Below are 26,804 nucleotides of genomic sequence, written 5' to 3'. Positions count from 1 at the left end.
CTGTGCAAAAATAACGTACTATTTTCTCAAAGTAGCTCCCACATTACTCATAAAAAAGCATTTCCAAGGTAAAGTAATTACCATTGGAAATGCTTTTTTAATTACTTGCTATCTTTCTCTGTTACATATGCCCACTTAAAGCTATACTCTGGGCTGATATTGTGTTTTACAATTCCTTTTACATTTGGTTGTAATACATAAGATCTACCTGATTGGAATAACGGTACTAGCGCTACATCTTCTTCAAGCAACAGTTTTTCAGCCTTCCCTAATTCTTCCCAGCGTTTCTTTGCATCTGCCATTAATTCTTTCTTCCCTTTATTAATCATTTCATCATATTTTGGATTTGAATAACTCATTTGGTTTTGAGAATTTGTTGATTCAAACATGTCTAAATATGTCATTGGATCTGCATAGTCTGGGTTCCAACCACCATATGAGAAATCATAATCTTGCTCAGATTCTAATTTTAATTTTTGTTTAAATGGCTGCATTTTAATGTTAACTGTTACACCTTTTAAATTTTTCTCAATTTGATCTTTTACATACTCACCAACTTTTTTTGCATTACTCGTATCATAGTTTAAGAATTCAAGTGTCACTTGATCTTTACCAAGCTCTTTCTTCGCTGCTTCCCAAGCCGCCGCTGCTTTTTTAGAATCTTGTTTTAAACCGTTTTTAAACGTTTCTTGAAAATCTTTACCGTCCGGTCCATTCGCTAATCCTTTTGGAACTAAGAAATCGGCAGGTTTGGAACCATCATTTAAAATTACATTTGCTAAATCCTTTTTGTTAATTGACAACGCAATTGCTTCACGTAATTTTTGGCTCTTTAGTGGTGTATCTTGACCAGCACGTTTTTGATTCAAGCGTAAGTAGAATGTACTTGGTTCCAGATATGTTCCAAATTCATCTTTCTTCGATTTATATTTATCAACAAACTCCCCAGTTAATAAAGAAAAGTCAATTTGACCACTATCATATAGATTCACACGAGTAGCTGCGTCTTTTACAACACTATAGTTAATTTCTTCTAGTTTCACATTCTTTTTATCCCAATAATTATCGTTTTTCTTTAACTTCCAACCATCTTCATGCTTCCAGTCAGTTAGAACAAACGGCCCATTGTAAACTACCGTATCAGATTCTAAACCGTATTTATCTCCTTTTTCTTTTACGAACTTTTCATTTAGTGGGTAATACGATACAAATGCCGTTAAGTTCAAGAAATATGGAACTGCGCTTTCCAGCTCAACTTCAAGTGTATAATCATCTACTGCTTTTGCACCTAAAGTAGATACTTCTGCTTTTCCTTTGTTAATTGCTTCTGCATTTTTAATATAATAAGCAATAAATGCGTATTCAGCAGCTGTCTTTGGATCTACTAACCGTTGCCATGCAAATACGAAATCTTTTGCTGTTACAGGATCTCCATTAGACCATTTTGCATCTTTACGAAGTTTAAATGTATACTTTTTTCCATCCTCACTTTTCGTACTTGATTCTGCCACAGCTGGGATTGGCTTATTATCTTTATCAAGGCGATATAACCCTTCCATTGTATTCCCTAAAATTTGTGACCCAAGAGTATCTGTATTTTTAGAAGTATCCATCGTTGGAATTTCGTTTGTTTCTGTACGATTTAGTACTTGTTTTGCTGCATATTTAATATCAGATTTCTTCTCTTCACCACTATTAGACGTTGTATTTGTCTTCTTATCCCCACCTGACCCCGAGCATGCCGATAACGCCATACTTACTGCTAAAACCGGTGCCACAACCGCTGTTAGTTTCTTGATCTTTTTCATTTGTGTACCCTCCCTAAATTATATGTACGATGATACATTTGAGAGATTTTCTAATACCTATGATATTATCAGAAAATTCTTATTAATTAATATTCTACTATTTTTTTCAAGTTTGTAAAGTTATTTTTCAAAATTCTGAAAATAGTTTTTCTATAATAATGATTTGCTTTTTAATAGCACCATTACAAGATTCTCCCCATCTACTATATGAGCACTAAAGCTTTCTTATTCATCTCTATTTTTTCGAATTATATATAACCTCCTTTCTCTCTATAAAGTGAAACTTTAATCAGTGTGGGTTTTCTTCATCCTCCACCTTCACTAACTTTTGTGGTAGGAGTCTTATTGCCCTTTAATCCCTCACTGCCATTCTTAATCAATTTGAGATTATATTATCTTAAAAATTCATAAATACTACTTTTATTGTAGTATTTATGAATTTTTATCCTTTTAGCAATAGAACAAATTATAAACAAGATTCTTCCCATGAAAAAGCACCTCCAAAAGTAGTTGACCTACTTCCGGAGGCACTTTTCTAATTTCATATTATTTTCCGCCTTTTTCCTCTACATACGCCCACTTAAAGCTGTATTCTGGACTAATATTATGTTTTACAATTCCTTTTACATTTGGTTTCATTACATATGCTCTACCTGTTTGATATAGTGGCACCATTGCTACATCTTCTTCAAGCAATAATTTTTCTGCTTTTCCTAACTCTCCCCAACGTTTCTTCGGATCAGACATTAATTCATTTCCTGCTTTTTTAACCATTTCATCATATTTTGGATTTGAGTAGCTCATTTGGTTATAAGGGCTCTTTGTTTCAAACATATCGATAAATGTCATTGGATCTGCATAGTCTGGGCTCCAACCTGCGTAAGAGATTTCATAGTCTTGCGCTGTCTCTAGTTTTAACTTTTGTTTAAACGGCTGGATTTTCGTATTAATTGTTACACCTTTTAAATTTTTCTCAATTTGGTCTTTTACATAATCAGCAACTTTTTTCGCTGTTCCATCATCATAACTTAACAATTCAATTGCCACTTGGTCTTTACCAAGTTCTTTTTTCGCTTCTTCCCATGCTGCAGCTGCTTTTTTCGTATCTTGCTTTAAACCATTTTTAAATGTTTCTGTGAAATCTTTACCGTCTGAACCAGTTGCTAGTCCTTTTGGTACTAATTGATCCGTTGCTTTAGAACCGTTGTTTAAGATAACATTTGCTAAACCTTTTTTATCAATTGACAATGCAATTGCTTCACGTAACTTTTTATTTTTCAGCGGCGTATCTTGGCCACCACGTTTTTCATTCAAACGTAAGAAGAAAGTGCTTGACTCTGCATACTCACCATATTCATCTTTCTTCGGTTTATATTTATCAACAAACTCTCCTGATAATAATGTAAAGTCAATTGCGTCAGTATCATATAAGTTCACTTTTGTAGCTACGTCTTTTACAACACTATAGTTAATTTCCTCTAGTTTCACACTCTTTTTATCCCAATAATTATCGTTTTTCTTCAACTTCCAACCTTGCTCATGCTTCCACTCAGACATTACAAATGGTCCATTATATAAAACTGTATCCGCCTCTAAACCGAATTTATTCCCTTTTTCTTTTACAAACTTTTCATTTAATGGATAGTATGATGGGAATGCCGTTAAATTTAAGAAATACGGAACAGGCTTTTCTAATTCCACTTCAAGGGTATAATCATCAACCGCTTTAGCACCTAATGTAGATATGTCTGCTTCTCCTTTATTAATTGCTTCTGCATTTTTAATATAGTAAGCAATAAACGCATATTCAGAAGCTGTGTTTTTATCAAGTAAGCGCTGCCATGCAAACACGAAATCTTTCGCTGTTACTGGATCACCATTTGACCATTTTGCATCTTTACGAAGCTTAAATGTATATTTTTTACCATCCTCACTTTTCGTGCTAGATTCAGCTGCAGCTGGGATTGGTTTATTATCTTTATCAAGGCGATATAGCCCTTCCATCGTATTCCCTAAAATTTGCGACCCAAGGGTATCTGTATTTTTAGAAGTATCCATTGTTGGAATTTCCTGATTTTCTGTACGATTTAATACTTGTTTTGCTGCATATTTAATATCAGATTTTTTCTCTTCACCACTATTTGACGTTGTACTTGTCTTCTTATCCCCACCTGATCCCGAGCATGCCGATAATGCCATACTCATTGCTAAAACTGGTGCTACAACCGCTGTTAACTTCTTCAACTTTTTCTTTTTCATTGTGTACCCTCCCTAATTATATGTACGATGATACCCATGGTAGATTTCCGATATATTTTTATTATCAGAAAATTCTTATTAGTTAATATTCTACTATTTTTTTATGTTTTGTAAAGTTATTTTTTTTAATCTCGAAAATATTTTCTACTATAATGATGGTATATTTTAGTCACACTACTTTACAAAATCTCTCCATTCACTATATGACAGCAATACCCTTCTTATCATTTATTTAAATGAATATAAAATTATTCATATATAAATTTTATATCAAACACCACTTCTAATATCTAAAGTCTCTTTAAACAAGATTCATTACATAGAAAAAAGCACCTCCAAAAGTAGACAACCTACCTTTAGAAATGCTTTTCTATCTTTCTATTACTTACTATTTTCTTCTGTTACGTAAGCCCACTTGAAGCTGTATTCTGGGCTGATGTTATGTTTTACAACACCTTTTACGTTTGGTTTCATTACATACGATTTAGCACTTTGGTATAACGGTACAAGCGCTACATCTTCTTCAAGCAACAGTTTTTCTGCCTTTCCTAACTCTTCCCAACGTTTCTTCGCATCTGCCATTAACTCTGTTTTTCCTTTTTTGATGATTTCATCATATTTCGGATTTGAGTAGCTCATTTGGTTTTGAGAGTTTGTTGATTCGAACATATCTAAATATGTCATTGGATCCGCATAGTCTGGGTTCCAGCCAGCATATGAGAAATCATAATCTTGTTCAGATTCTAATTTCAGCTTTTGTTTGAACGGCTGCATTTTAATATTAACTGTTACACCTTTTAAGTTTTTCTCAATTTGGTCTTTTACATATTCTCCAACTTTTTTCGCATTACTTGTATCATAGTTCAAGAACTCAAGTGTCACTTGATCTTTACCAAGCTCTTTCTTCGCTTCTTCCCAAGCTGCCGCTGCTTTTTTAGGGTCATTTTTCAGACCATTTTTAAACGTTTCTTGGAAATCTTTACCGTCTGGTCCGTTCGCTAATCCTTTTGGCACTAAGTAATCAGCAGGCTTAGAACCATCATTTAAGATTACATTCGCTAAATCTTTTTTATTAATTGACAACGTAATTGCTTCACGTAATTTTTTGCTCTTTAGCGGTGTATCTTGGCCAGCACGTTTTTGATTTAAACGTAAGTAGAACGTACTTGGTTCTGAATATACTCCATATTCTTCTTTTTTATTTCTATATTTGTCAACAAACTCTCCAGCTAATAAAGTAAAGTCAATTTGGCCACTATCATATAAATTTACACGAGTTGCCATATCCTTTACAACACTATAGTTAACTTCGTCTAACTTCACATTCTTTTTATCCCAATAACTATTATTTTTCTTCAGCTTCCAGCCTTCCTCATGCTTCCAATCTGTAAGAACAAACGGTCCATTGTAAACAACTGTATCAGATTCTAAACCGAATTTATCTCCTTTTTCTTTTACGAACTTTTCATTTAATGGATAGTACGATGGGAATGCTGTTAAGTTTAAGAAATACGGAACTGCGTTTTCTAGTTCAACTTCAAGTGTATAATCATCTACCGCTTTTGCACCTAGCGTAGATACTTCCGCTTTCCCCTTATTAATCGCTTCTGCATTTTTAATATAGTATGCAATAAACGAATACTCAGCAGCTGTCTTTGGATCTAACAAACGTTGCCATGCAAACACGAAATCTTTCGCTGTTACTGGGTCACCGTTTGACCACTTTGCGTCTTTACGAAGTTTAAATGTATATTTTTTGCCATCCTCACTTTTCGTACTTGATTCAGCTGCAGCTGGGATTGGCTTATTATCTTTATCAAGGCGATATAACCCTTCCATTGTATTCCCTAAAATTTGTGATCCAAGAGTATCTGTTGATTTCGAAGTATCCATTGTTGGAATTTCGTTTGTTTCTGTACGATTCAGCACTTGCTTTGCCGCTAATTTAGCATCCGATTTGCTATCACTTCCGCTTGAATTCGTACTTGTTTTTTTGTCTCCACCTGTAGAACATGCTGTTAATGCCATACTCATTGCTAAAACTGGTGCTACGACTGCTGTTAATTTCTTCATCTTTTTCTTTTTCATTTTTTGTACCCTCCCTAATTTCCTGTACGTTTCTAGATTAAGAAATTTCTGATAATTCTGTTTTTCTTTATATTCTTATCAAAAGATTCCTATTAACTATTATTCTACTAATTTTTTGTTTTTTGTAAAGTATTATTATTAAAAATTTTGTAAAAATTATTTTATTACAGTAATATTCATAAACATTCTATTACGTTGATATAGAATTTTCTTGTATTACTATATGCATTTGATTTTTCTTCTATTTATTCCAATTGTAAAGAAAACTCTTCTGAATTATTGTTAATAAATAATGTATAATTCTAGTAAATCCTTTCTTAACAAAATAAAAAAGGTCAGCTTTACTGACCTTTTTATCCGGCTATTTTTTCTTTTTGCATACCTATTAGCATCTGTTTATCTTTCCCCTCATTAAATTCATTTTCGCTTTTCGCAACAACTACAGTTGCAATACCATTACCAATTAAATTTACGATAGCGCGCGTTTCTGACATAAAGTGAAACTTTAATCAGTGGGGGTTTTCTTCATCCCCCACTGATTATTAGTTGAACCAATCCTTCTAACGGAATAACATGCATCGCTGATAAAGTTGATGCCAATACATAAAGCCCTCTCCAGTTACAGCGGCTTCCCCTTTTGAAGTAACTAACAAAATAGCTATTATTGTTAATTGTTGACCAAGCGAAAGATCGAGGTAAAAATCTTCACTGTATCATTCAAACAAAAAAGCAGATATTTATAATGATCTGCTTTACTAAAAAATATTTTATATTATGTTTTTCATATACTTTAACTCTCCCCATCTTCTTTTTTAATTTGCTGTTCACTTAATCCAAGGTGTATTCGAAGTATATTACTAAGTTCTCTCAAACTCTTTGTATCTGGATTATAATAATAGACTCGTTCACCTTTCGGCCCATTCGGTAAATACAAATCATCTCCAGCTAATTGAATTTTCTCAATTGAAGCATTTAATCCATATTTATAAAACGACAGCATATCAGCCAAAGCTAAGTTTGTCTTAAACTCACCATCTACAGCATCAATCATCTTTCCTATTTTCGTAACAGATCCTGCACTTTTTAATTTTGTTAAGATCGCTTCAATGACAAGCTGCTGACGCTGTCCTCTCATAGCATCACTATCGATATGACGTGTTCTTGCAAGAGCAAGTGCTTGTTCACCAGTTAATGTTTGCATTCCTTTTTTTAAATGAATAGCCTCCGGTTCATCTTTACTATTTTGTTCAGAAAACTCAATTGGAACATCTATTTCAATACCACCCAAATCATCAACAATTTTTATAAATGAATTAAAATTGAATTTCACAAAATAATCAACTGGTACATGTAATAATTTTTCTACCGCTTCAACAGACGCTTGCGGTCCTCCATCCTTTCCGTTCTTTACAAAGCCCCTACCATATGCATGTGTTATTTTATCCTTTTTCTTTTCGATTGGAACATATGTATACGTATCACGTGGTATGCTTATTAACTTGACTGTCTTATCATCCTTATTAAAAGTAGCTAGTAATAATGCATCTGTATGAAATGCACCATTATATTCTTTTTGACGCTCTTGATTTTCATCAATGCCCATAATTAAAAGAGAAACATTATTTGTTATTGGCTTTACAACTTCCTCACGCAAATCAGATTTCTCACCACGTGCTAGACTGAGAGAAGCTTTTTGTACCGCATTTGAAGTTTTATTATACAGATACGCACCATATCCTATTCCAACAGCTAACAACACCCCTACAAATATCCCTATCACTTTTCCTTTTTTATATTTTTTCTTATTCTTTTTTTCACGTGAAGATAAATTCTTCTCCATATTAGCTCCCCCGATATTTATTATTCTATACGAATTAAAAACTATCAAAATAACAAGATCATTATTTATTCAATACATTTTTCAATTTTTCGTATGAAGAAACATCTTTTTGAAATACGTTCTCATCAATCCCTTTGTTTATTTGTATCTTTTCCGTAGTAATAGAATACTGGATCATTCCATTATGAAAACTAAGAAAATTCAACATAATCCCCGTATTTTTTTCTACAATCATTTCGAATTTTCCTCTTAAGTCTTCAGATGTACTTAAAGGCATCTCTATGTTTATAACGCCCTCTATTTTATAACAGTCTAATCCAAGATACTTTGTTTCTTTAAAATTCCAATCTTTATATCGAATTAACAAATTTGCAAACTCCGATTGAATACTATATTTTGCTAGTCCGACATATTCATCATCATACCGCTTTTTCTCCCCCACTTTATTAAATGCTCTTTCAGTAGGTGTTAGTTTTAGTAACTCTATATTTTTAGGTTCTGACTTCCATCTCACTTCTTTATATGTATAATCTTTATCATTAAATTCTTGTTTTTTCCCTTGGTTATATAAAACTGTCATTTTTTTTGACTGACGATCCTCTTTAGAAGAAATCCCTCTCTGATTCCTTGTATCAATTGCGTACTTATAAGTAGTAATTAGGCGAGATGAACTAGAGTACTCTTCAAATTGCCCCTTAACATTTTTAAAATGATCGATTGAATCCAGCATTTTTTTGTGAATTTTTTCTTTTTCAGGATAATTTACATTAGATTTTGTTTCTTCCTCATTTTCATAATCTGAAAATGCCTTTTTCGTTACATATTCAAATACTCCACCTTTTTGCGCAAAACTTTGCACAGAAAATTCAAACATAGAAACGATTGACAATGCCATTATTGCCACACTAACAGCCATAGCTTGAACTCTATAAGACTTCTTCTTAACCGGGAGATTATGTAATGTATCATTAATTTTCCGATTCAAATGCTCCGGTAACATTGTTTTCTCTCGGTCTATTCGCTTTTTCAGTTTTTCATCAAATAATTCATCCTTATCCAACACATACACCTCCTATTCCATTCGTAATTGCTTCTGCAATTGTTCTCTTGCCCGTGACAACCTTGATTTAACAGTTCCTTTTGGTATTTCTAATAATGCCGCAATATTTTCTTGATTCATGTCTTCATAATAGTAGAGTACTGTTACAGCTTTTAATTCTTCATTTAAAGACTGAATTGCATTATGAAGATCTATATCTTCATAGGAATCAAATGCTATCATATAATCATTATTTCCTTCTATCGCAATTACCTTTTTTCGTGATCGTATCATTTCATTACACTGATTCATCAGGATTCGAATGCACCATGTTTGGAAAAACTCTTCATTTTTAAGCTTTTTTATATTTTCATAAGCCTTTAGAATTGTTGTTTGTATCGCATCTTCTACGTCATTCTCATCATATAGCATTGCTTTGGCTATACGATAGAGCTGAACTTTATGTGTATGTATTAAAGAGACAAATGCTTCATGATCACCGTTTTTAGCTAAAGAAACATTACTCTCTTCTTTTACCATTATTTTATATACAGGTATTACTTTCACTGTCTATCCTCCCGTTTTATCCCGCTATTTGTGGGGCAGTAAGACCCACCACCTCAAAATTCAGCGAAAGCAAAGAAGTTAGGTGGGGCGGGCTAATAATCAATTGGGGATGAAGAAACCCCCTACTAATTAAAGTTTCACTTTATATCTTCCAATAAAACTTTACACTTATTAGATGGTTTAGTGGGGAAAAAGGTTCACTTTTTTTATAATTTTCCAGAAATAAAAAAAGATAGTTAGTTCATAAAGGAACTAACTATCTTTTCAACTCTATTTATCTATAGCGGTAAATCTCTCTTTTTGAACAATACAATCGCTACTACAAAGATACAAATCGCACCAAAAATTAATCCAATACTTACCGGCCATATGTTATATGTCCCTGCCACAATTTCTTTTGGACGGAACAACGTAAATAATGATATATTTCTCATCCATTCTAGCTTATCACTTAATTTCCCTACCATATCTAGTAAATAAAACAAAATTGTAACACTGGCAGAAAGACTAAGAGCTTTTCTTTCATCGTTACATATACAAGAGAATAAAAATGAATAGGCACTGACTACGAAAAACAACAGCCCCCCAACTAAATTCATTTTGAAGAATACTTCTTGATTTAAATTGTTATCTTTCAAGAGCCACTCTGCTCCTAATACACCAGCTCCATACGTCGCAAGTATAATAATCAGCAATCCTAGAATAAGAACTACCCCTTGTGTTATTGCAATTTTCACTCTAGATACCGGTGTTGCCAACAAATAAGCCATCGCCCCTTTATCTACATAACAAGCCATTACATGTGTAGCAACCGTTACACTAAAAATTGTCAATATAATTAGAAACAACATGCCATAGTATTCACCTGCTAAAAAATCACTTACATTTTGAATCGAATTTTCCATGCCAACAATCTTTTTCACACTATCTGGCATAGCATCTATCATTTCATTTAATCCTTTCGCAGATACGAGCGATGGAAATATCCAAATTAATAACCACAAATAAAGAGCCGCACCAATTGAATAACTCCATATGCTTTTTTGATTTTCTTTAAAGCTAGCTAAAAACAGCTGTTTATTCATGTTTCACACCCTCCTTCGCATCATAATAATGCATAAATAAATGTTCTAAATCCATCGCCCTCGTTTGAAGTGCTTTCACATTATACCTAGCAAGCGTTTGTAATACTTCCTGATAATTCCCCTGTACAATAATGGACGCTGTATTCTCCTTCACCGCTTCAAAGTGTAAATTTTCCTTTTGTAAAGAACGCATTTCCACTTGAGATGAAACCGTTACATCCATTACCTGTCTTCTCATGCCTTGTAAATCATGAATATTTTCCACCGTTACAAGGCGACCATCCTTAATAATAGCTACCCGGTCACATGTCCGCTCAATTTCTGTGAAAATATGGGATGACATAAGGATTGTCTTTCCTTTTTGTTTTTCCTCTAGTATTAAATCAATAAAAGTTTGCTGCATGAGTGGATCTAATCCTGACGTTGGTTCATCCAAAATTAACACTTCTGGATCATGCATAAATGCAGCTACAATTCCTACTTTTTGTTTCATCCCTTTAGACATTTTCCGAATTGGTGTTTTCACATCAAATTGTAATCTTTCAATAAGCTCATCACGTCTCTTTACATCTTTCAATCCGCGCATACCTTGCATAAGTTTTAAAAATTCTAATCCATTCATTCCTTCTATAAAGGAAATTTCCCCTGGTAAATAACCAACTTCCCTTTGAATTTTTGCAGCTTCGTTCCAGCAGTCTAGACCGAAAATTTCTGCATGACCAGCAGTTGGCTTTATAAATCCCATTAAATTACGAATCGTTGTTGATTTCCCTGCACCATTTGGCCCTAGGTAACCGAAAACTTCACCTTCTTTTACTTGAAAAGTAATATCAAATAATCCTTTTCCATTTGAAAATTTTTTTGTGACATTTTGGACTGAAATCATTATTCCACCTCATTTTTTGAAATATTTCGTGTTTTATATTTCAAAATTATTGTACTCCTCTCTATTTAAATTGGCAACAATTTTTTGAAATATTTTTATGTTCATATTTCAAAAATATTGTTTTCATCTCTATTTTCTTGTATATTTTAAATGAGGTGATTGTATTGAACGGTTTTGAAAAAGTAAAAGAAAAGAAAAAACGCGCCATTAAAGACGCTGCGTTATCATTATTTTCAGAGCGTGGATTTAATGAAGTAAAAATAGAGGACATCGCAAAAAAAGCAAAAGTATCTCAAGTTACCATTTATAATCATTTTGGTAGTAAAGATGCGCTTTTCCGAGAGCTTATTCACGAATTTGCGACGACTGAGTTTCAATTCTATCAAGAGATAGCAGCTGAAAATATGACATTTCAAGAAATGTTTCATAAGATGATGCGACGTAAAATGGAAAGTGGTAGTTTATTTCACCCTGACATGCTGTTGCAAGTAATCCAAAAAGATCCAGAGCTTCGCGAATTTATATATCGTTACCAAAATGAAACAGTCCTGCCTTGGTTTTTAGAGATATTAGAAAATGCACAACGCCAAAATGAAATTAATCCCAATCTTTCAAAAGAAATGATATTACTATACATTCAAATGTTTAGTAAGTTCGGCGAAGATTACGGTGTACAACTCTTGGAGGATGATCGTGAAAAACATATAAAAGATATCATTACGATGTTTTTTTATGGGCTTTCCAACCCTGAAAATGTCACTCGGGAAAATTAGATTAGTAATTTGAATTGTTTATATTTCATTCGAAGAGAAAAAATATATCCCACAACAAACACATATATTCCAATCCTAAAATCCAAAAAAAAGACACGAAATCGTGTCTTTTTAACTTATAGTGAGATAACTCTACCTGTTTCACTACTTTCAATTGCCAATTGAATAAGTTGAATCACCTGTAAACCCTCTTCGGCTGTTACAGGAGGTTGCATACCATTTACTATACTATCTCGAATTCCTTTATAATACATTTCATAGCATCCCACTTCTGTTGGAATACGCTTCACTTCTTCTTCTGTTTCTAAAACAGCTAAATTACTTTCACTATCTTCTCCATATCCTATATCACCTGGCTTCATACCAGCTTTTAATTGGTCTTCTTGTGAATCCATACCATATTTAACAATTGAGCCTTTATCCCCATGAACACTAAAATGAGGGCCTGCATGTTTCACATAACTACTACTATGTAAAATGACACGCTTGATTCCATAGTAAAGTATAATATGGAAATAATCATCCGTTTCTGCCCCAGGTCGTTGCTTTACTATATCCGCACTAACAGCATCTGGTTTTCCCAATAAATGTAATACCTGGTCAATTAAATGCGATCCTAGATCGTATAAAATCCCCGATCCTGGTAAGTTCTTTTCACGCCAGCGCTCACGTATATGAGGACGGAAGCGATCAAAATGCGCTTCATATGTATACACATTTCCAATTTGTTTTTCCTCAATTAATTTCTTTATTGTTAAAAAATCATTATCAAAGCGGCGATTATGATAAACACTAACAAAGACATTATGCTCTTTCGCCAATCTAATAAGTTCTTCACCCTCTTCAACTGAAACAACAAATGGCTTTTCTACAACAACATGTTTTCCATGTACAATAGCTTCTTTTACAAATGGAAAATGCGTTGTATTTGGTGACGTAATAACAACAAGATCAATATCTTCTCGTTCTACCAATTCTTCAATTGTGTTAACAACTTGCACAGTTGGTAATGCCTGCTTTACTACCTCTTCTTTCGAAGATACAATAGCGCGAATATCATATTCATCAATCGTTTGTAATAAAGGGATGTGAAATGTTGTACTTGAAAATCCAAATCCTACAATCCCTACTCCTATTTTTTTCATATATTCCCTCCATATTTGAGAACGATTTCATAGTTATTATATCAAGTTTTATTTTATTTACATAACCATTTGCTCATTCTTAGATCGGTAAAAATAAAGTAAAGCTTTAATCAGTGGGGATTTCTTCATACCCCACTGATTATTAGCCGTTACTTAAATAACAAGACAAGCTGAATTCTTATAAATGACTGTAGAGAAGAAATTTTCGTTTTGAGAGTACTATAAAACATTTGCTTGATAGGCATAGGCATTCCCCAAAAAGCATACGCCCACTTTCAATTCATCTCACCTTATTTACTTTATTCTTCTATAAGATTTTATAAAATCAAAATTTTCTCAATATACAAAACAAAAACATAATTTATAATAACTCTTGAGCTAACTATTTTTAAAATTTATTTTTTATCTTCTATTTTCTTAGAGGATTTATTTCATTATTTCCATCTCTAAAAAAGGAAGGGTGAGGTCATGAACAATACAGAAAAAAAACTAGAATACATATTGTTTAGTAGCTGGTCGATTTCCTTTATTGCAACCCTTGGGAGTTTGTACCTGTCTGAAATAATGAAATATGAGCCCTGTACATTATGCTGGTATCAACGTATTCTCATGTATCCACTAGTTCTTTTACTAGGAACAGCTATTATACGAAAAGATTATAGAATTGGGATTTATAGTTTGACTCTCGCTATCATTGGCGCATGTATAGCTGCCTATCACTATTCCCTTCAAAAAATCCCATTTTTATCTGAAAACGGAACATCATGTGGGAGAATACCTTGCACAGGGGATTATTTAGATTGGTTCGGTTTTATTACAATCCCATTTCTCGCTCTAATAGCCTTTCTTCTTATTATTATTTGTGGCTTTATTCTTATGAAAATAAGCAAGGAGAGAAACAGTATATGAAAAAAATGCTTTTTTTCATTATTACTATTTTATCAATATTTACACTTATTTTTGTTCTAACCAATAAAGGAACAAAAAGTGAAAAAACCATAAGTACTGAGGAGGTAAATTATTATAAAAATCAAATTACCCCCGAACAATTGCAACAAGATCTATCAAATCACAAAACAAAAATAGTTTATTTCTATAAAACGACCTGTCCGCATTGCCAAAGGATTTCACCAATTGTAGTTCCTATGACAAAAAATATGAATATTGATATGCAAGTTTTGAATCTAGAAGAATATAAACAAGGTTGGGATATGTTTCAAATAAAAGGAACACCTACAATTATTTCTTACAAAGATGGAAAGGAAATGAATCGTATATTAGGCGAACAGTCTTTACAAACGTTTCAAACATGGTTTGAAAACAACAAATAAGAGTTTTTATTTTACCAAAAGCGCTATTTTTTCAAACTCATAACTAGAGTATTGATAAAGAAACAAACATTAGCTTTATTTTTTATTTTTAACCATACATTCTATTAATTTATAGGGGAGTAAAGGGGCTCTCCCTCATGCTTACCAATCTTGAATAAAGGATGATTTTTATTTGATAGGTATGAGGGGGATTCCCCATCTGCAATAAAATATAATTTATTAGGAGGTAACACGTATGTTTAAAAAAGTTGCATTATCAATTGCTTCAGTAGCGGTAGCAGGTTCGGTTTTATTTGCAAGTCAATCGGTAACGGAAGCTGCTTTTTATCCGGTACAAAAAACAGGTTCTGGGCTAGATCTTCGCACAACTCCAACAATAAATGGCACACGGACCGAATCAAACATTCCAGATGGCACTCAACTTTGGTTATTTTGCTATGTGAATGGCGAATCTTATATGGGAAGTAAGGTTTGGGATTTTGTAGATGATAATGGCTATGGTGGTGAGTTAGATCAAGGCTTTGCTCCTGACTATTTCATTAAAACTGGTTCTTCTAAACCAGTTGTTGGATACTGCGCTTTTTAATTGGAAAACACAAGAAAACAGCCTCATCAGGCTGTTTTCTTTTTTACATAGTAATCTCAGTAGTAGTTACTGTGCTCACTTCATTTTTTGTTTGCTGATCTCGTACCGCATCAGTAATTACTTTTACGAATTTAACATCATTTGGAGCTTGAGATAAGAAACAGATAAGTGTAAACTTCATTTTTTCCTTCGCATTTAAGCTTCGACTTTTTGGATCCGCATTCATTTTATATACATCTACTTGTTCACCATTACTTAAAACAAGTGTTTTAAAAGGCCCTTGTTCCAAATCAAGTACTTGATCTGAAGTATTTTCTAAAGTGGTTGTAAATTGTATTGCATTCATTTGCTCTGTACCTAGTCCTCGTTCTTTTAAGTTGTATTTCCCAATTTCACTTACTTCTGTACTCTGAATTACCTTAATTCTTTCTACTTGAATATGAAGAGGCCCTGCTTCTATCATTGTATTAGGCTCACTTAATTGCTTTAGAATCACTGTTCCAAGTGGATGCTTTGCTTTTTGTCCTACTTGTGTTAATGGTTCTGTATAAGGCTTAGCTTTTACATTAGTTTCAGCTATTGGAGCTTTTTTATTAACAGATTCTACCTCTTTTTCAGAATTTGTTTGATTGGAACAAGCAGATATAAATATACATACAGATACAGTCATTAAAAAGGGATATACTTTTTTCATTTATGGACTCCTTTATTACAGAATATAGTTAACACATTTATTACTGTTCTATAGTTCTTAAATTATTGTAAATTAACAATGTGTTTTTTTGAATATTGAAATCAACAATATATGCAATCTTATATTGAGAAAATTTATTGTTACATATTTTCTTGCCTGCTTCTTTCAAACATTTCTTTACTTTCACTCGAAGAGTTAGTAATAACAAAAATACCCAAAATAACCAATGTCATTCCAAAAATATGATACCAGAAGAGAGGTTCATGTAATATAAAGGCTGATAAAATTACTGTGCTTATAGGCATTAAAGCAGTAAATACTGCCGCTGTCCCCGCTGATACCACTTCTAACCCTTGATTCATTAATAGAACAGCTAATACAGTAATTACAACTCCTGTATATAATACGAGTAGCCACGCCAATGGAGATACAGTTAAAAAGTTAAAATGTAAAGATTGATATATTGCAGAAGGCAAAAATAATACCGCACCTGTCAAACTCATAATTGTTGTCATCGTTAAAGGTCTTAAAGGTGTAGAAATTAATTTTCCAAAGGAAAAGAAAATCGCTTCTCCAATAACAGCACAGAAGATTAACATATTTCCTATTAATGAGTGCGAGCCTACATTAAAATTTAATACCTGACCAAAAACATTGATAGACAATGTACCTAAAATAGTTAAAAGAATCCCTCCTATTTTATTCATTCCTAATCTTTCTTTTAGAAAATAATAAGAGATTAAAGCCATTATTGCAGGCGTACAACTCATAATAATGCCGCTATCTAAAGCTGTTGTTTGTCTTAAACCATATAATGTGCAAACACTAAATAAAAACACCCCTATAAAACTTTGAAGAAAAAATATGATGTAATCCTTTTTTACTAGTTTAGGCATTTTTTCACCTTTATATAAAAATAAAGGAAGTAATATTAAGCAAGCAATCAGTAATCTAAGCTCAGAAGCAATAAATATAGGAAGTTCTTTAATAATGTACTTATTAACAATAACGAAGCTTCCAATTGCAACCATTGCAAATGACATTTGAATATAAGCAATTGTTTGTTTGGACATATTGGATTCCTTTCTCACTAAATTGTTAGTATTAATAGCTTTATTTAGCATGTTGCTTGTTATTATTTTGATATTCAACTGGTTACATAGCATAAGCTCTTAAGCCTTTATGAGTTGAAAGATCTTGTATGTATGATGATTTCATGGTTAATTACCCTTTGGCTGAAAACTCGTTTATAATGAATCAGCTCTTTTAGAAAACAAGAATTTCTAAAAATCATAACTAACAATAGCATGTAGCATCTTATATTTGCAAAATAAAAAATTGATTATCTTTTGAGAAATTTATACCGAATAATCAACCATAGACTAAAAAAAAGTTTTTTATGGCTATGTTTCTTATCCTTCAAAAACACTATTATTTTAAAATATCTTGTATATCTCTTTATTTTATTTGAATGCTTATATTTTCAATAAATTTTCTAGGGATTCATTTTGATGTTGAGAAAAATAATTATATTCAGAATATTATTGACGGTTATTTTTTAAGGATGATACTATGAACAACATGATAAACAAGTTTCAAATTAGTATCTAAACTTTATATGATGGCAGTGTAGCCAAGTGGTAAGGCATAGGTCTGCAAAACCTAATTCCTTGGTTCAAATCCAAGCACTGCCTCCATACATTTTAAGGAGGTAACTTATGTCGAATTCAATGAATGTAAAAAAGAAAGGAATTCATCAATTAGTTGCATCAGAAGAAGAAATGATCAAGTTAATCAGTGAAGAATTAAAAAATACTACTCAAGAAGAATTAGTAATTATGTCAGGGCATTTTATGCTCTTTTTTAATGAAGAAACAAATAGCTTAACTCCTGGAATTATCGAAGAACAGAAAACAGATGTGATGAAAGAGAGGATTTCACGTAGGGTAGGTATATTCCCTTTATACACTTGGAATATCGGAATTCAATTAGGCGAGCAATTTTATGAACAATTTAAAGACATTAAATACCTATTGTTAATTAATGATTGGCAATACGTTCCATCTACAAATGCAAGTGTTAGTGATCTTCGCAAAGAGTTTTATGAGAGATATACAGAAATTCCAGAAGCTTACGTTACAAGTTTAGAAAAGAGTAAATACTTTAATCAACAGAGTATCTTGTCTAACCGAAAAAATCCGATTTTTTTCCCTGAAACTTGGCTTAAATATAGATTTCAAAAAAGCGCTAGTAAGCTAGTAAAAGAAGGAAAATTAGAAAAGAGAATGTTAAACGATCGAGAAAATCAATCCGAAGTATCATTTGTAGATGAGGATGGAAATTATAAAACATTAATTAGTTGTGGTGTAACTGGATGTGCAGGAGAAATTACAGAAATGATAGCTGAGGTACATAAGGCAGGTTATAGAGCATTGTTATTATTCGCACCTGGAGAGTGTTACCAACCTGTACGTACAGGTATTGAAATCGCTCTTAATCTATATAATTTAACAGGGATGAAAGTGATTGTTGCGGATCCTGGTGGAAGTGGCGAAATGTCAAAAGAAGACATCTATGAAAAAACCGTTAATTTCTCTGTGTTTTCTTCGTGATAAAGGAGGGCAATGCTTATGAGACAGGTGTACTTAGATTATGCTGCTACTACTCCATGTCATAATAAAGTGATCGAAGTTGTAGAAAAGTACATGAAAACAGAATTTGCAAACCCTTCATCTCAGCATGTGATGGGAAAAAAAGCACAGTATGCGGTGTATCAAGCGAAAAGTAAGATTGCAATTTCTATTGGTGCTCATAAAGAAGAAATAATATTTACTTCGGGTGCAACAGAAAGTAACAACTTGGCGTTGTTAGGAGCAATTGATTATCATGAAAAAGAACCCGTAAATGTAATTCTCTCACCTATAGACCATAAATCGATTTTAGAGGTTGGAAAAGAGTTACAAAGAAGAGGTATTATCGTAAAATATGTGGACATTAAACGTGATGGAACCATTTGCTTAGATTCATTGAGTCGCTTATTAGATGATGATACAAGAGTTGTTAGTTTTGCATATGTTAATTCTGAGGTGGGAACAATTCAACCAATCAATGAGATTTCTGCTTTATGCAGAAAATATAAAACATTGATACATGTAGATGCTGTTCAAGCTTTTGGAAAAATACCAATAGATGTGAAAAAATTGGACATAGATGCTTTATCTTTATCTGGACATAAAATTTACGGACCAAAAGGTATAGGCATTTTATATGTAAACCAGCACAAACAGGAATATTTTCGTCCTTTATTGTTTGGTGGTGAACAAACATATTTACGGAGTGGAACATTACCCACTTCACTAATAGCTGGCATGGGCGTAGCTAGTGATATAGCTATATTAGAACTAAAAGAGAATTATGAAAAAGCACTGAAATTAAGAACAATTGTTATAAATCAAATTCAACAAGAAATACCCCTTTCTCGCATAAATGTATGTATGGAAAATAGCATACCTCATATCATAAATATAATGATCCCAAATATTAGTTCAGAAACACTTATAGCAGGTATGAGAACTGTTTCTATTTCTTCAGGATCTGCTTGTAATTCAAACAGTTTAGAACCGTCATATGTATTACAAGAGATTGGATTATCCAAAGAAGAAGCCAATAGTTCTATTCGTATATCCATTAGTCCATATTTAAGTGAAGAAGAAATTTTATACGCTGTTGATGAGATTATAGCTAAAATTAAAGATATTTATTGCGTGCAACAGGGATTTTAAAAATAATATAAAAAAGCACTATTCTTTCTGTATATTTCCACAGAAAGAATAGTGCTTTTTTGTGCCTCGCAACAGTATAAGATTTTAACAAAGGATTATAACTTGAAACAATATATTTTCGAGAGTTTCTTATCGTCTTAATATGATGATGACGTACTGTCCCCCGTTTCTATCAATACATAATCCCCCTTATTTTTCATCCTAATTCTTTTTGATTTACTTTCATGAAAAAACTAAAAAAATTAGAATAATGGTGAATTTAAAGCCCTACTACTCCAAGAAACCCATGTTCTATATAGAACATGGGTTTCACTAATAAGATAAGTATATTTAGTTGAAATACTTACTATCGTTTATTCACTATATCCGTTTCTTCGTCCACGTCTCAACCACTTCACCCGTATCAGTAACATCTAGTACTAAACTACCGTTACTATACCGGTCTTTATTACGAAATGCTTTTGGATCTATTTCTTCTACAATCTGTTTTTCTGTTTTCATATAAACAAGTTCATCATCACGAACAATTTCAATACCGACAATACGGTACGGATTACGTTTTAACTCTTTGAAGATAACAAGGCCTCGCTTCGCCCTTGTTGATTTCTCAATTTCGGAAGCTTTTAATCGCTTAACTGCACCGCGCTGCGTTACGAGAATCAATTGATCTTTTTCACTATTTAACGCTCTACCAGAAGCAACATAATCATCTTCTTTTAAATTAATCCCTTTTACCCCAGCTGCTCTTACACCAACTGGGCTTACTTCTTCTTCATTAAAAATAAGTGCATATGCACCATGTGTTGCAAGAACAATATCACTTGTTCCATCTGTTGCGAAGATATCGACAACTTCATCATCTTTTTTCAAGTTTACGGCTACAAACGCTCTTGAATAGCGCTGAACTTTATACTGATTTAATTCCGTTTTCTTAATCATACCATTTCGTGTAACAAACACAATAAATCGCTTTTCTTCCTCGAAATTCGGTACAACGGTTGCCCAAATTAATGTCTCGTCCCTATCAAGTGAAACGATATTTGCCACATGCTGACCTAAATCTTTCCAACGAATGTCCGGCATTTCGTATACTGGAAGATAAATATAATTTCCTTTATTCGTAAATAAGAGAACTATTTCTGTTGTATTTGTATCGAAACGCTCGAGTAAGATGTCGCCCTCTTTCATACCGAAGTCTTTCCCGTTCGATGCATTATGTGAGCGCCAACCAGTTCGCTTCACATAACCTTCTTTCGTTACAGTAACGATGACATCCTCCTGTGGAATCATAACTTCCACATCAATTTTAATTTCTTCAATTTCCTCTTCAATAACAGCACGGCGATTATCGCTATACGTTTTCTTTACTCTCTTTAGATCTGCTTTAATGACCTGAAGGAGCTTTTTCTCACTTTGTAAAATCGCTTGTAATTCTGTAATTTTCTTCTCTAGTTCTTCCGCTTCTTTTTCTAGTGCTGTAATATCTGTATTTGTTAAACGATACAGTTGCAAGGATACAATTGCTTCTGCCTGCGCTTCTGTGAATCCAAATTTTGCACTTAAATTATCTTTTGCATTACGCTTATCTTTAGATGCTCGAATTGTTTCAATTACCTCATCTAAAATCGATAATGCTTTCATTAAACCTGCCACAATATGTTGACGATTTTCAGCTTTTCGCAACTCATATTCCGAACGACGTGTAACAACTTCTTTTTGATGCCCAATGTACGCATCTAAAATCTTGGGTAACGTCATTAATGTTGGACGACGATTATTTATAGCCACCATATTGAAGTTATATGGAACTTGTAAATCAGTATTTTTATATAAGTAATTTAAAATACCTTCTGCGTTTGCTTCTTTTTTTAGTTCCACAACAATACGAAGACCTGTACGATCTGTCTCATCACGTACTTCCGCAATTCCATCTAGCTTTTTATCTAGACGTAGTTCATCCATTTTCTTTACAAGGTTTGCTTTATTGACTTCGTATGGAATTTCTGTAATGACAATTTGCTGTTTGCCACCGCGAATCGTTTCAACTTCCGCTTTTCCACGAATGATGATTTTCCCTTTTCCTGTTTCATATGCTTTTTTAATTCCATCAAGCCCTTGAATAATGCCACCTGTTGGGAAATCAGGTCCTTTTATAACTGTTAATAAATCATCTACGGAACTATTTGGCTTATCGATACGCATCATTGTTGCATCAATTACTTCTCCAAGGTGATGCGGTGGAATTTCTGTTGCATATCCAGCTGAAATCCCTGTTGAACCGTTTACCAATAAATTCGGGAACATTGCTGGTAATACAACAGGTTCTTCACTTGTATCGTCAAAGTTTGATACAAATTCTACTGTCTCTTTATCAATATCACGGAGTAACTCAGATGCAATTGGCGATAAACGAGCTTCTGTATAACGCATTGCTGCCGCTGGATCACCGTCGACACTACCATTATTTCCGTGCATTTCAACTAATACGTTACGTACTTTCCAATCTTGGCTTAAACGTACCATCGCTTCATATACAGAAGAATCACCGTGTGGATGATAGTTACCAATAACATTACCAACTGTTTTAGCTGATTTACGAAATGGTTTATCATGTACGTTTCCTTCTACATACATTGAATATAAAATCCGACGTTGTACTGGCTTTAAACCATCACGAGCATCTGGTAGCGCGCGATCTTGAATAATATATTTACTATAACGTGCAAAGCGGTCACCTAACACGTCTTCAAGCGGGAGGTCATGAAACTTCTCTGCCTGCATGTTATTCCACCTCCGTCTCCATAATCATTTCATTCTCTAAAATATTACCTTCTTCTTGCATACCAAACTGTACATTACGCTCAATCCATTTCCGACGTGGTTCTACTTTATCACCCATCAATGTCGTCACGCGGCGTTCTGCTCTTGCTGCATCATCAATTTTTACTCGAATTAGCGTACGCGTTTCTGGATTCATTGTTGTTTCCCATAATTGATCCGCGTTCATTTCGCCAAGACCTTTATAGCGCTGCAACATATATCCTTTACCGACCTTTTTCGTTACGCCATCTAATTCTTCATCTGACCATGCATATTCAATGACTTCGCTTTTCCCTTTTCCTTTACTTACTTTATATAAAGGTGGAAGAGCAATAAATACTTTACCAGCTTCAATTAACGGCTTCATATAACGGTAGAAAAACGTAAGTAGTAACACTTGAATATGTGCGCCATCCGTATCAGCATCGGTCATAATTACGACTTTATCATAGTTGATATCTTCGACAGTAAATTCATTTCCAACGCCGCCACCAATTGCATAAATAATTGTATTGATTTCTTCATTTTTGAAAATATCAGCAAGCTTTGCTTTTTCCGTGTTAATGACTTTACCTCGCAGTGGCAAGACAGCTTGGAAACGGCGATCACGCCCTTGCTTTGCAGAGCCACCAGCAGAGTCACCCTCTACTAAATATAGTTCGTTCTTCTGTGGATTACGTGATTGCGCAGGTGTTAACTTCCCGCTCAACGTTCCTTCTGAACGTTTTTTCTTCTTACCAGTACGAGCTTCTTCTCTAGCCTTACGCGCTGCTTCACGGGCTTGTGCTGCTTTAATTGCTTTTCTCACAAGAAGTGTTGCTACATCTGGATTTTCTTCTAAAAAGTATGCTAAATGTTCCGAAACAATTGCATCGACAGATGAACGTCCTTCACTTGTACCAAGCTTACCTTTTGTTTGACCTTCAAATTGCAATAAATCCTCCGGTACACGTACAGAAACAATCGCCGCTAACCCTTCGCGAATATCTGTACCTTCTAGGTTTTTATCTTTTTCTTTTAGCAAAGAGACTTTACGAGCATATTCATTAAAGACACGTGTCATCGCTGTTTTAAATCCTGCCTCATGTGTCCCCCCATCTTTCGTACGTACATTGTTTACGAATGAAAGAATATTTTCTGAATAGCCATCGTTAAATTGAAATGCAAGTTCTGCTTCAATCCCATTTTGTTCACCAGTGAAGTAAACAACTGGATGTATAGAGTCCTTTTCTTCGTTTAAGTAAGAAACAAATGCTTCAATTCCTGTTTCATAATGAAAAACATCTTCTAAATCATTTCGTTCATCTCTTATAGTGATTTTCATACCTTTTAACAGAAATGCAGATTCACGTAATCTCTCACATAACGTTTCATAATTATAATTTGTTGTACTGAAAATTGATGGATCTGGTTTAAAATGCATCGTTGTTCCAGATTGTTTTGTTTTTCCAATTTTCTCTAGTGTCGTTGCAGGAACACCACCATTTTCAAAACGTTGTTCATATATATACCCATCGCGTTTAATGGTTACAACGAGCCATTCTGATAATGCATTTACAACAGATGCACCAACACCGTGTAAACCGCCACTCGTTTTATAACCTCCTTGTCCAAACTTCCCCCCTGCATGAAGTACAGTTAAAATCACTTCAGGTGTAGGTTTTCCAAGTTTATGCATTCCCGTAGGCATTCCGCGCCCTTTATCAATAACACTAATACTATTATCCTTATGTATTACGACAGAAATTTCGTCGCCAAACCCCGCTAATGCTTCATCAACTGAGTTATCTACTATTTCGTATACTAAATGATGCAATCCACGGCTGTCCGTGCTCCCGATATACATACCCGGGCGTTTTCGAACGGCTTCAAGACCTTCAAGCACTTGAATGGCATCTTCATTATATTGAAACTGATGCTTTGCCAAACTCCTTGCCCCTTTCCTAATCAAATCAGAACATACGTTTCTATTATAGAATAACGCCTTAACCATCCTTTTGGCAAGTTATGTTATGTCTTTTATATACTATTTTCAATAGAAAAATCCTTGTTTTTTCACAAGGATTCCTCTAGGCTACTATTTCAGAAAAATAATCGTTTGTCAACGAAAAATGGATATGTATTCCAATTACACACTCCACCATTTGGCAATTAACCAAATGACAATTATCCAAAATGGGATAACAAGTAGCAATCCCCAAAAACAGCCTTTAAAAAATCTCATGATGAACACCTCGTTCATCTACCCAGTCTTCAAGTATTCCCCCGAGCTGAATCGATCTTTCGTTTACAATGTCTATACTACCTCGTCATTGCATGTTCTACTTTTATACAACGATCCATAATAACAGTATATCCCTTTTCCTTTAAAAATTTATATGTATCTTCATCTTGTACTCCTAATTGTGCCCAAAAAACATCCGCATCAATCTCCACAAATTCCTTTGCGACGTCCATTAAAAATTCAGAACGACGGAATACATTTACGATATCGACATGCTCCTTAATGTCTTTTAATGACGGAACAGCTTTTTCTCCCAGTACCTCATCTACGACTGGGTTTACTGGGATAATACGATACCCTGCATCCTGCATTGCTTTTGAAACCATATAGGATGTGCGTTCTGGTTTGTTAGATAATCCAACAACCGCAATTGTTTTGCTATTTTTCAATACTTCACCAATTTCCGTACGAGTTGGGTTTTCAATTGTCATATTAAATCCCTCCTATTCTTTTAGTATAGCCGATAAAGAAAGTCTCTTTCAATACGAAAGAGACTTTCTTTATTAATTCTTAGCAGAAGAGTTATCTGCTAAAGTAGCTGTTTTCGTCATTTTTTCACCATTTCGATAGAATGTTACTTCAATTTTATCGCCAACTTTTTTCTTTTCATACAAATATTTACGGAATTGAAGCGCATTTTCAATTTTTTGTCCATCTAACGCTACAACAACGTCATACTGCTGAAGTCCTGCTTTTTCAGCTGGTGAGACGGGATAAATTTTGCTTAAGAGAACACCCTTTGTAACATCTTTTGGTAATTTTAATTGTCCTAATGCATACGGTGGGTAATCCTCAAGAGATGCAACTCCTACTCCCATCGCTGGACGTTTTACTGTTCCATCTTTTTCAAGAGATTCCAGCACTGGTTTTGCCACATTAATTGGGATAGCAAAGCCAATACCCTCTACTTCTTGCTGTGCAATCTTACTAGAGTTAATGCCGATGACTTGACCATTTTGATTGAATAATGCGCCACCACTGTTCCCTGGGTTAATTGCTGCATCTGTTTGAATCACTTGTGCTTGCCAATCCGGCTGTTTGTCACCATTAATATCCACTGGAATTTCGCGTTCTTTACTACTAATAATCCCTTCTGTTACACTACCATCAAAACCTAATGGATTTCCAATTGCAATAGCCGATTCACCAGCGCGAATTTTACTGGAATCACCAAGTGTGGCTACTTTATTAATATTAGATCCATCAATCTCTACAACAGCTAAATCTAACCATGGATCTTTCCCAACTAATTTTGCATCTACTGTTTTACCATTACTTAGTTTCACTGCCAGTTTGTTTGCTCCGTCTACTACGTGATTATTTGTTACAATGAGAGCTTTATTCCCAGCTTTTTTATAAATTACACCAGATCCTGTTCCAGCTGTTTGTTCCTGCCCTGCTTGCTCCATTGCAAATGGATCTATGTTCTGTTGCATATTGATAACACCTACAACTACTTCTTTCGCCCCTTCAATCATACCAGGTAAATCTGTTTCACCCTTTACTTTATTTGCAACAGGAACCACAGTTCCCTCTACTTTTGAATTAGAAGTTAACGCCGTCCCATTCCCATTTGTCCATGGCATATACGGTGCTGCAAAACTAATGGAAACAGCTCCAATAACTGCTCCAACTAAACCTGTAAAAAAGTAACCTTTTTTACTACCTGATTTTTTTACTTCTCTCGTTTCACTATGCTCTTCATTCATATTTGGTCCGTCATAATATCCCATAATTGATATCCCCTCTCTGCTGAATTCGTATTTTCAGTATAGTCACATTTTGTGTCCTTCTTGTGAACTCATCGTGAAATCCAA

The 26,804-nt window shown here is 33.9% G+C and carries 21 protein-coding genes, 1 tRNA gene and 1 pseudogene; 7 read left to right on the top strand and 16 right to left on the bottom strand.

Going from position 1 to position 26,804, the window contains the following annotated elements:
• Positions 1–101: 101 nt before the first annotated feature.
• The 9 genes and pseudogenes from C568_RS0110850 to C568_RS0110810 all read right to left on the bottom strand — a co-directional run bounded on the left by C568_RS0110850 (position 102) and on the right by C568_RS0110810 (position 11,572).
• Entirely contained in the window at positions 102–1,808 is a 1,707-nt protein-coding gene (locus C568_RS0110850; RefSeq protein WP_006095583.1) for a peptide ABC transporter substrate-binding protein, read from the bottom strand.
• Between the two features lie 546 nt (positions 1,809–2,354).
• Positions 2,355–4,067, bottom strand: a complete 1,713-nt coding sequence (locus C568_RS0110845; protein WP_018781498.1) for a peptide ABC transporter substrate-binding protein — start codon at positions 4,065–4,067, stop codon at positions 2,355–2,357.
• Positions 4,068–4,448: 381 nt separating this feature from the next.
• Positions 4,449–6,155 (bottom strand): peptide ABC transporter substrate-binding protein, encoded by a 1,707-nt coding sequence (locus C568_RS0110840; RefSeq protein ID WP_018781497.1) that lies wholly within the window; start codon positions 6,153–6,155, stop codon positions 4,449–4,451.
• A gap of 353 nt (positions 6,156–6,508) precedes the next feature.
• Positions 6,509–6,856: pseudogene (locus tag C568_RS32825) on the bottom strand (cation:dicarboxylate symporter family transporter); the annotation flags it as partial.
• An 89-nt stretch (positions 6,857–6,945) separates the two neighbouring features.
• On the bottom strand, positions 6,946–7,995 hold the full coding sequence (locus C568_RS0110830) for an LCP family protein (protein WP_006095579.1): 1,050 nt from the start codon (positions 7,993–7,995) through the stop codon (positions 6,946–6,948).
• A gap of 61 nt (positions 7,996–8,056) precedes the next feature.
• A complete protein-coding gene (locus C568_RS0110825; RefSeq protein ID WP_018781496.1) occupies positions 8,057–9,055 on the bottom strand; it encodes a hypothetical protein in 999 nt (332 codons plus the stop codon).
• 12 nt (positions 9,056–9,067) lie between these two features.
• Positions 9,068–9,601 (bottom strand): RNA polymerase sigma factor, encoded by a 534-nt coding sequence (locus C568_RS0110820; protein WP_018765348.1) that lies wholly within the window; start codon positions 9,599–9,601, stop codon positions 9,068–9,070.
• 278 nt (positions 9,602–9,879) lie between these two features.
• Positions 9,880–10,686, bottom strand: a complete 807-nt coding sequence (locus C568_RS0110815; RefSeq protein ID WP_018765347.1) for an ABC transporter permease subunit — start codon at positions 10,684–10,686, stop codon at positions 9,880–9,882.
• Positions 10,679–11,572, bottom strand: a complete 894-nt coding sequence (locus C568_RS0110810; RefSeq protein ID WP_018781495.1) for an ABC transporter ATP-binding protein — start codon at positions 11,570–11,572, stop codon at positions 10,679–10,681. Before C568_RS0110810 ends, C568_RS0110815 begins: the two co-directional genes overlap by 8 nt.
• Before the next feature lie 137 nt (positions 11,573–11,709).
• Here C568_RS0110810 and C568_RS0110805 point away from each other — a divergent pair, with 137 nt between their 5' ends.
• Positions 11,710–12,345, top strand: a complete 636-nt coding sequence (locus C568_RS0110805) for a TetR/AcrR family transcriptional regulator (protein ID WP_080547229.1) — start codon at positions 11,710–11,712, stop codon at positions 12,343–12,345.
• Positions 12,346–12,461: 116 nt separating this feature from the next.
• On the opposite strand, the gene C568_RS0110800 is transcribed toward C568_RS0110805, so the two are convergent.
• Entirely contained in the window at positions 12,462–13,490 is a 1,029-nt protein-coding gene (locus tag C568_RS0110800; protein ID WP_018781494.1) for an oxidoreductase, read from the bottom strand.
• Between the two features lie 468 nt (positions 13,491–13,958).
• Between C568_RS0110800 and C568_RS0110795 the strand changes: the two genes are divergently transcribed.
• From C568_RS0110795 to C568_RS0110785, 3 genes are all read left to right on the top strand, one after another.
• Entirely contained in the window at positions 13,959–14,399 is a 441-nt protein-coding gene (locus C568_RS0110795) for a disulfide oxidoreductase (RefSeq protein ID WP_018781493.1), read from the top strand.
• Entirely contained in the window at positions 14,396–14,821 is a 426-nt protein-coding gene (locus C568_RS0110790; protein WP_018781492.1) for a thioredoxin family protein, read from the top strand. Before C568_RS0110795 ends, C568_RS0110790 begins: the two co-directional genes overlap by 4 nt.
• 235 nt (positions 14,822–15,056) lie before the next feature.
• Complete coding sequence (locus C568_RS0110785) at positions 15,057–15,407, top strand: hypothetical protein (RefSeq protein WP_003199046.1); 351 nt, start codon at positions 15,057–15,059, stop codon at positions 15,405–15,407.
• Positions 15,408–15,450: 43 nt separating this feature from the next.
• On the opposite strand, the gene C568_RS0110780 is transcribed toward C568_RS0110785, so the two are convergent.
• Positions 15,451–16,101, bottom strand: a complete 651-nt coding sequence (locus C568_RS0110780) for a hypothetical protein (protein WP_018781491.1) — start codon at positions 16,099–16,101, stop codon at positions 15,451–15,453.
• 140 nt (positions 16,102–16,241) lie between these two features.
• On the bottom strand, positions 16,242–17,174 hold the full coding sequence (locus tag C568_RS0110775) for a DMT family transporter (protein WP_006095570.1): 933 nt from the start codon (positions 17,172–17,174) through the stop codon (positions 16,242–16,244).
• A gap of 550 nt (positions 17,175–17,724) precedes the next feature.
• Here C568_RS0110775 and C568_RS0110770 point away from each other — a divergent pair.
• The 3 genes from C568_RS0110770 to C568_RS0110760 all read left to right on the top strand — a co-directional run bounded on the left by C568_RS0110770 (position 17,725) and on the right by C568_RS0110760 (position 19,883).
• A tRNA-Cys gene (locus tag C568_RS0110770) sits at positions 17,725–17,798 on the top strand.
• 21 nt (positions 17,799–17,819) lie between these two features.
• Positions 17,820–18,713 carry an LPD16 domain-containing protein gene (locus C568_RS0110765; protein WP_018781490.1) on the top strand — a complete coding sequence of 298 codons (894 nt, stop codon included), beginning with the start codon at positions 17,820–17,822 and terminating at the stop codon, positions 18,711–18,713.
• 18 nt (positions 18,714–18,731) lie between these two features.
• Positions 18,732–19,883 (top strand): cysteine desulfurase family protein, encoded by a 1,152-nt coding sequence (locus tag C568_RS0110760; protein ID WP_018781489.1) that lies wholly within the window; start codon positions 18,732–18,734, stop codon positions 19,881–19,883.
• Between the two features lie 360 nt (positions 19,884–20,243).
• Here the strand turns inward: C568_RS0110760 and parC are convergent, their stop codons facing one another.
• The 4 genes from parC to C568_RS0110740 all read right to left on the bottom strand — a co-directional run bounded on the left by parC (position 20,244) and on the right by C568_RS0110740 (position 26,720).
• Positions 20,244–22,664, bottom strand: a complete 2,421-nt coding sequence (gene parC / locus C568_RS0110755; protein WP_006095655.1) for a DNA topoisomerase IV subunit A — start codon at positions 22,662–22,664, stop codon at positions 20,244–20,246.
• A 1-nt stretch (position 22,665) separates the two neighbouring features.
• Positions 22,666–24,630: a DNA topoisomerase IV subunit B gene (gene parE / locus C568_RS0110750; protein ID WP_003199055.1), complete on the bottom strand. Its 1,965-nt coding sequence runs from the start codon at positions 24,628–24,630 to the stop codon at positions 22,666–22,668.
• A 374-nt stretch (positions 24,631–25,004) separates the two neighbouring features.
• A complete protein-coding gene (locus tag C568_RS0110745) occupies positions 25,005–25,418 on the bottom strand; it encodes a CoA-binding protein (RefSeq protein ID WP_003207948.1) in 414 nt (137 codons plus the stop codon).
• 72 nt (positions 25,419–25,490) lie between these two features.
• Positions 25,491–26,720: a S1C family serine protease gene (locus C568_RS0110740; RefSeq protein ID WP_018781488.1), complete on the bottom strand. Its 1,230-nt coding sequence runs from the start codon at positions 26,718–26,720 to the stop codon at positions 25,491–25,493.
• Positions 26,721–26,804 lie beyond the last annotated feature (84 nt).

It is taken from the genome of Bacillus sp. 95MFCvi2.1 (assembly GCF_000374965.1).
Taxonomy (GTDB): domain Bacteria; phylum Bacillota; class Bacilli; order Bacillales; family Bacillaceae_G; genus Bacillus_A; species Bacillus_A pseudomycoides.
This window is presented reverse-complemented; position numbering and strand designations above follow the sequence as displayed.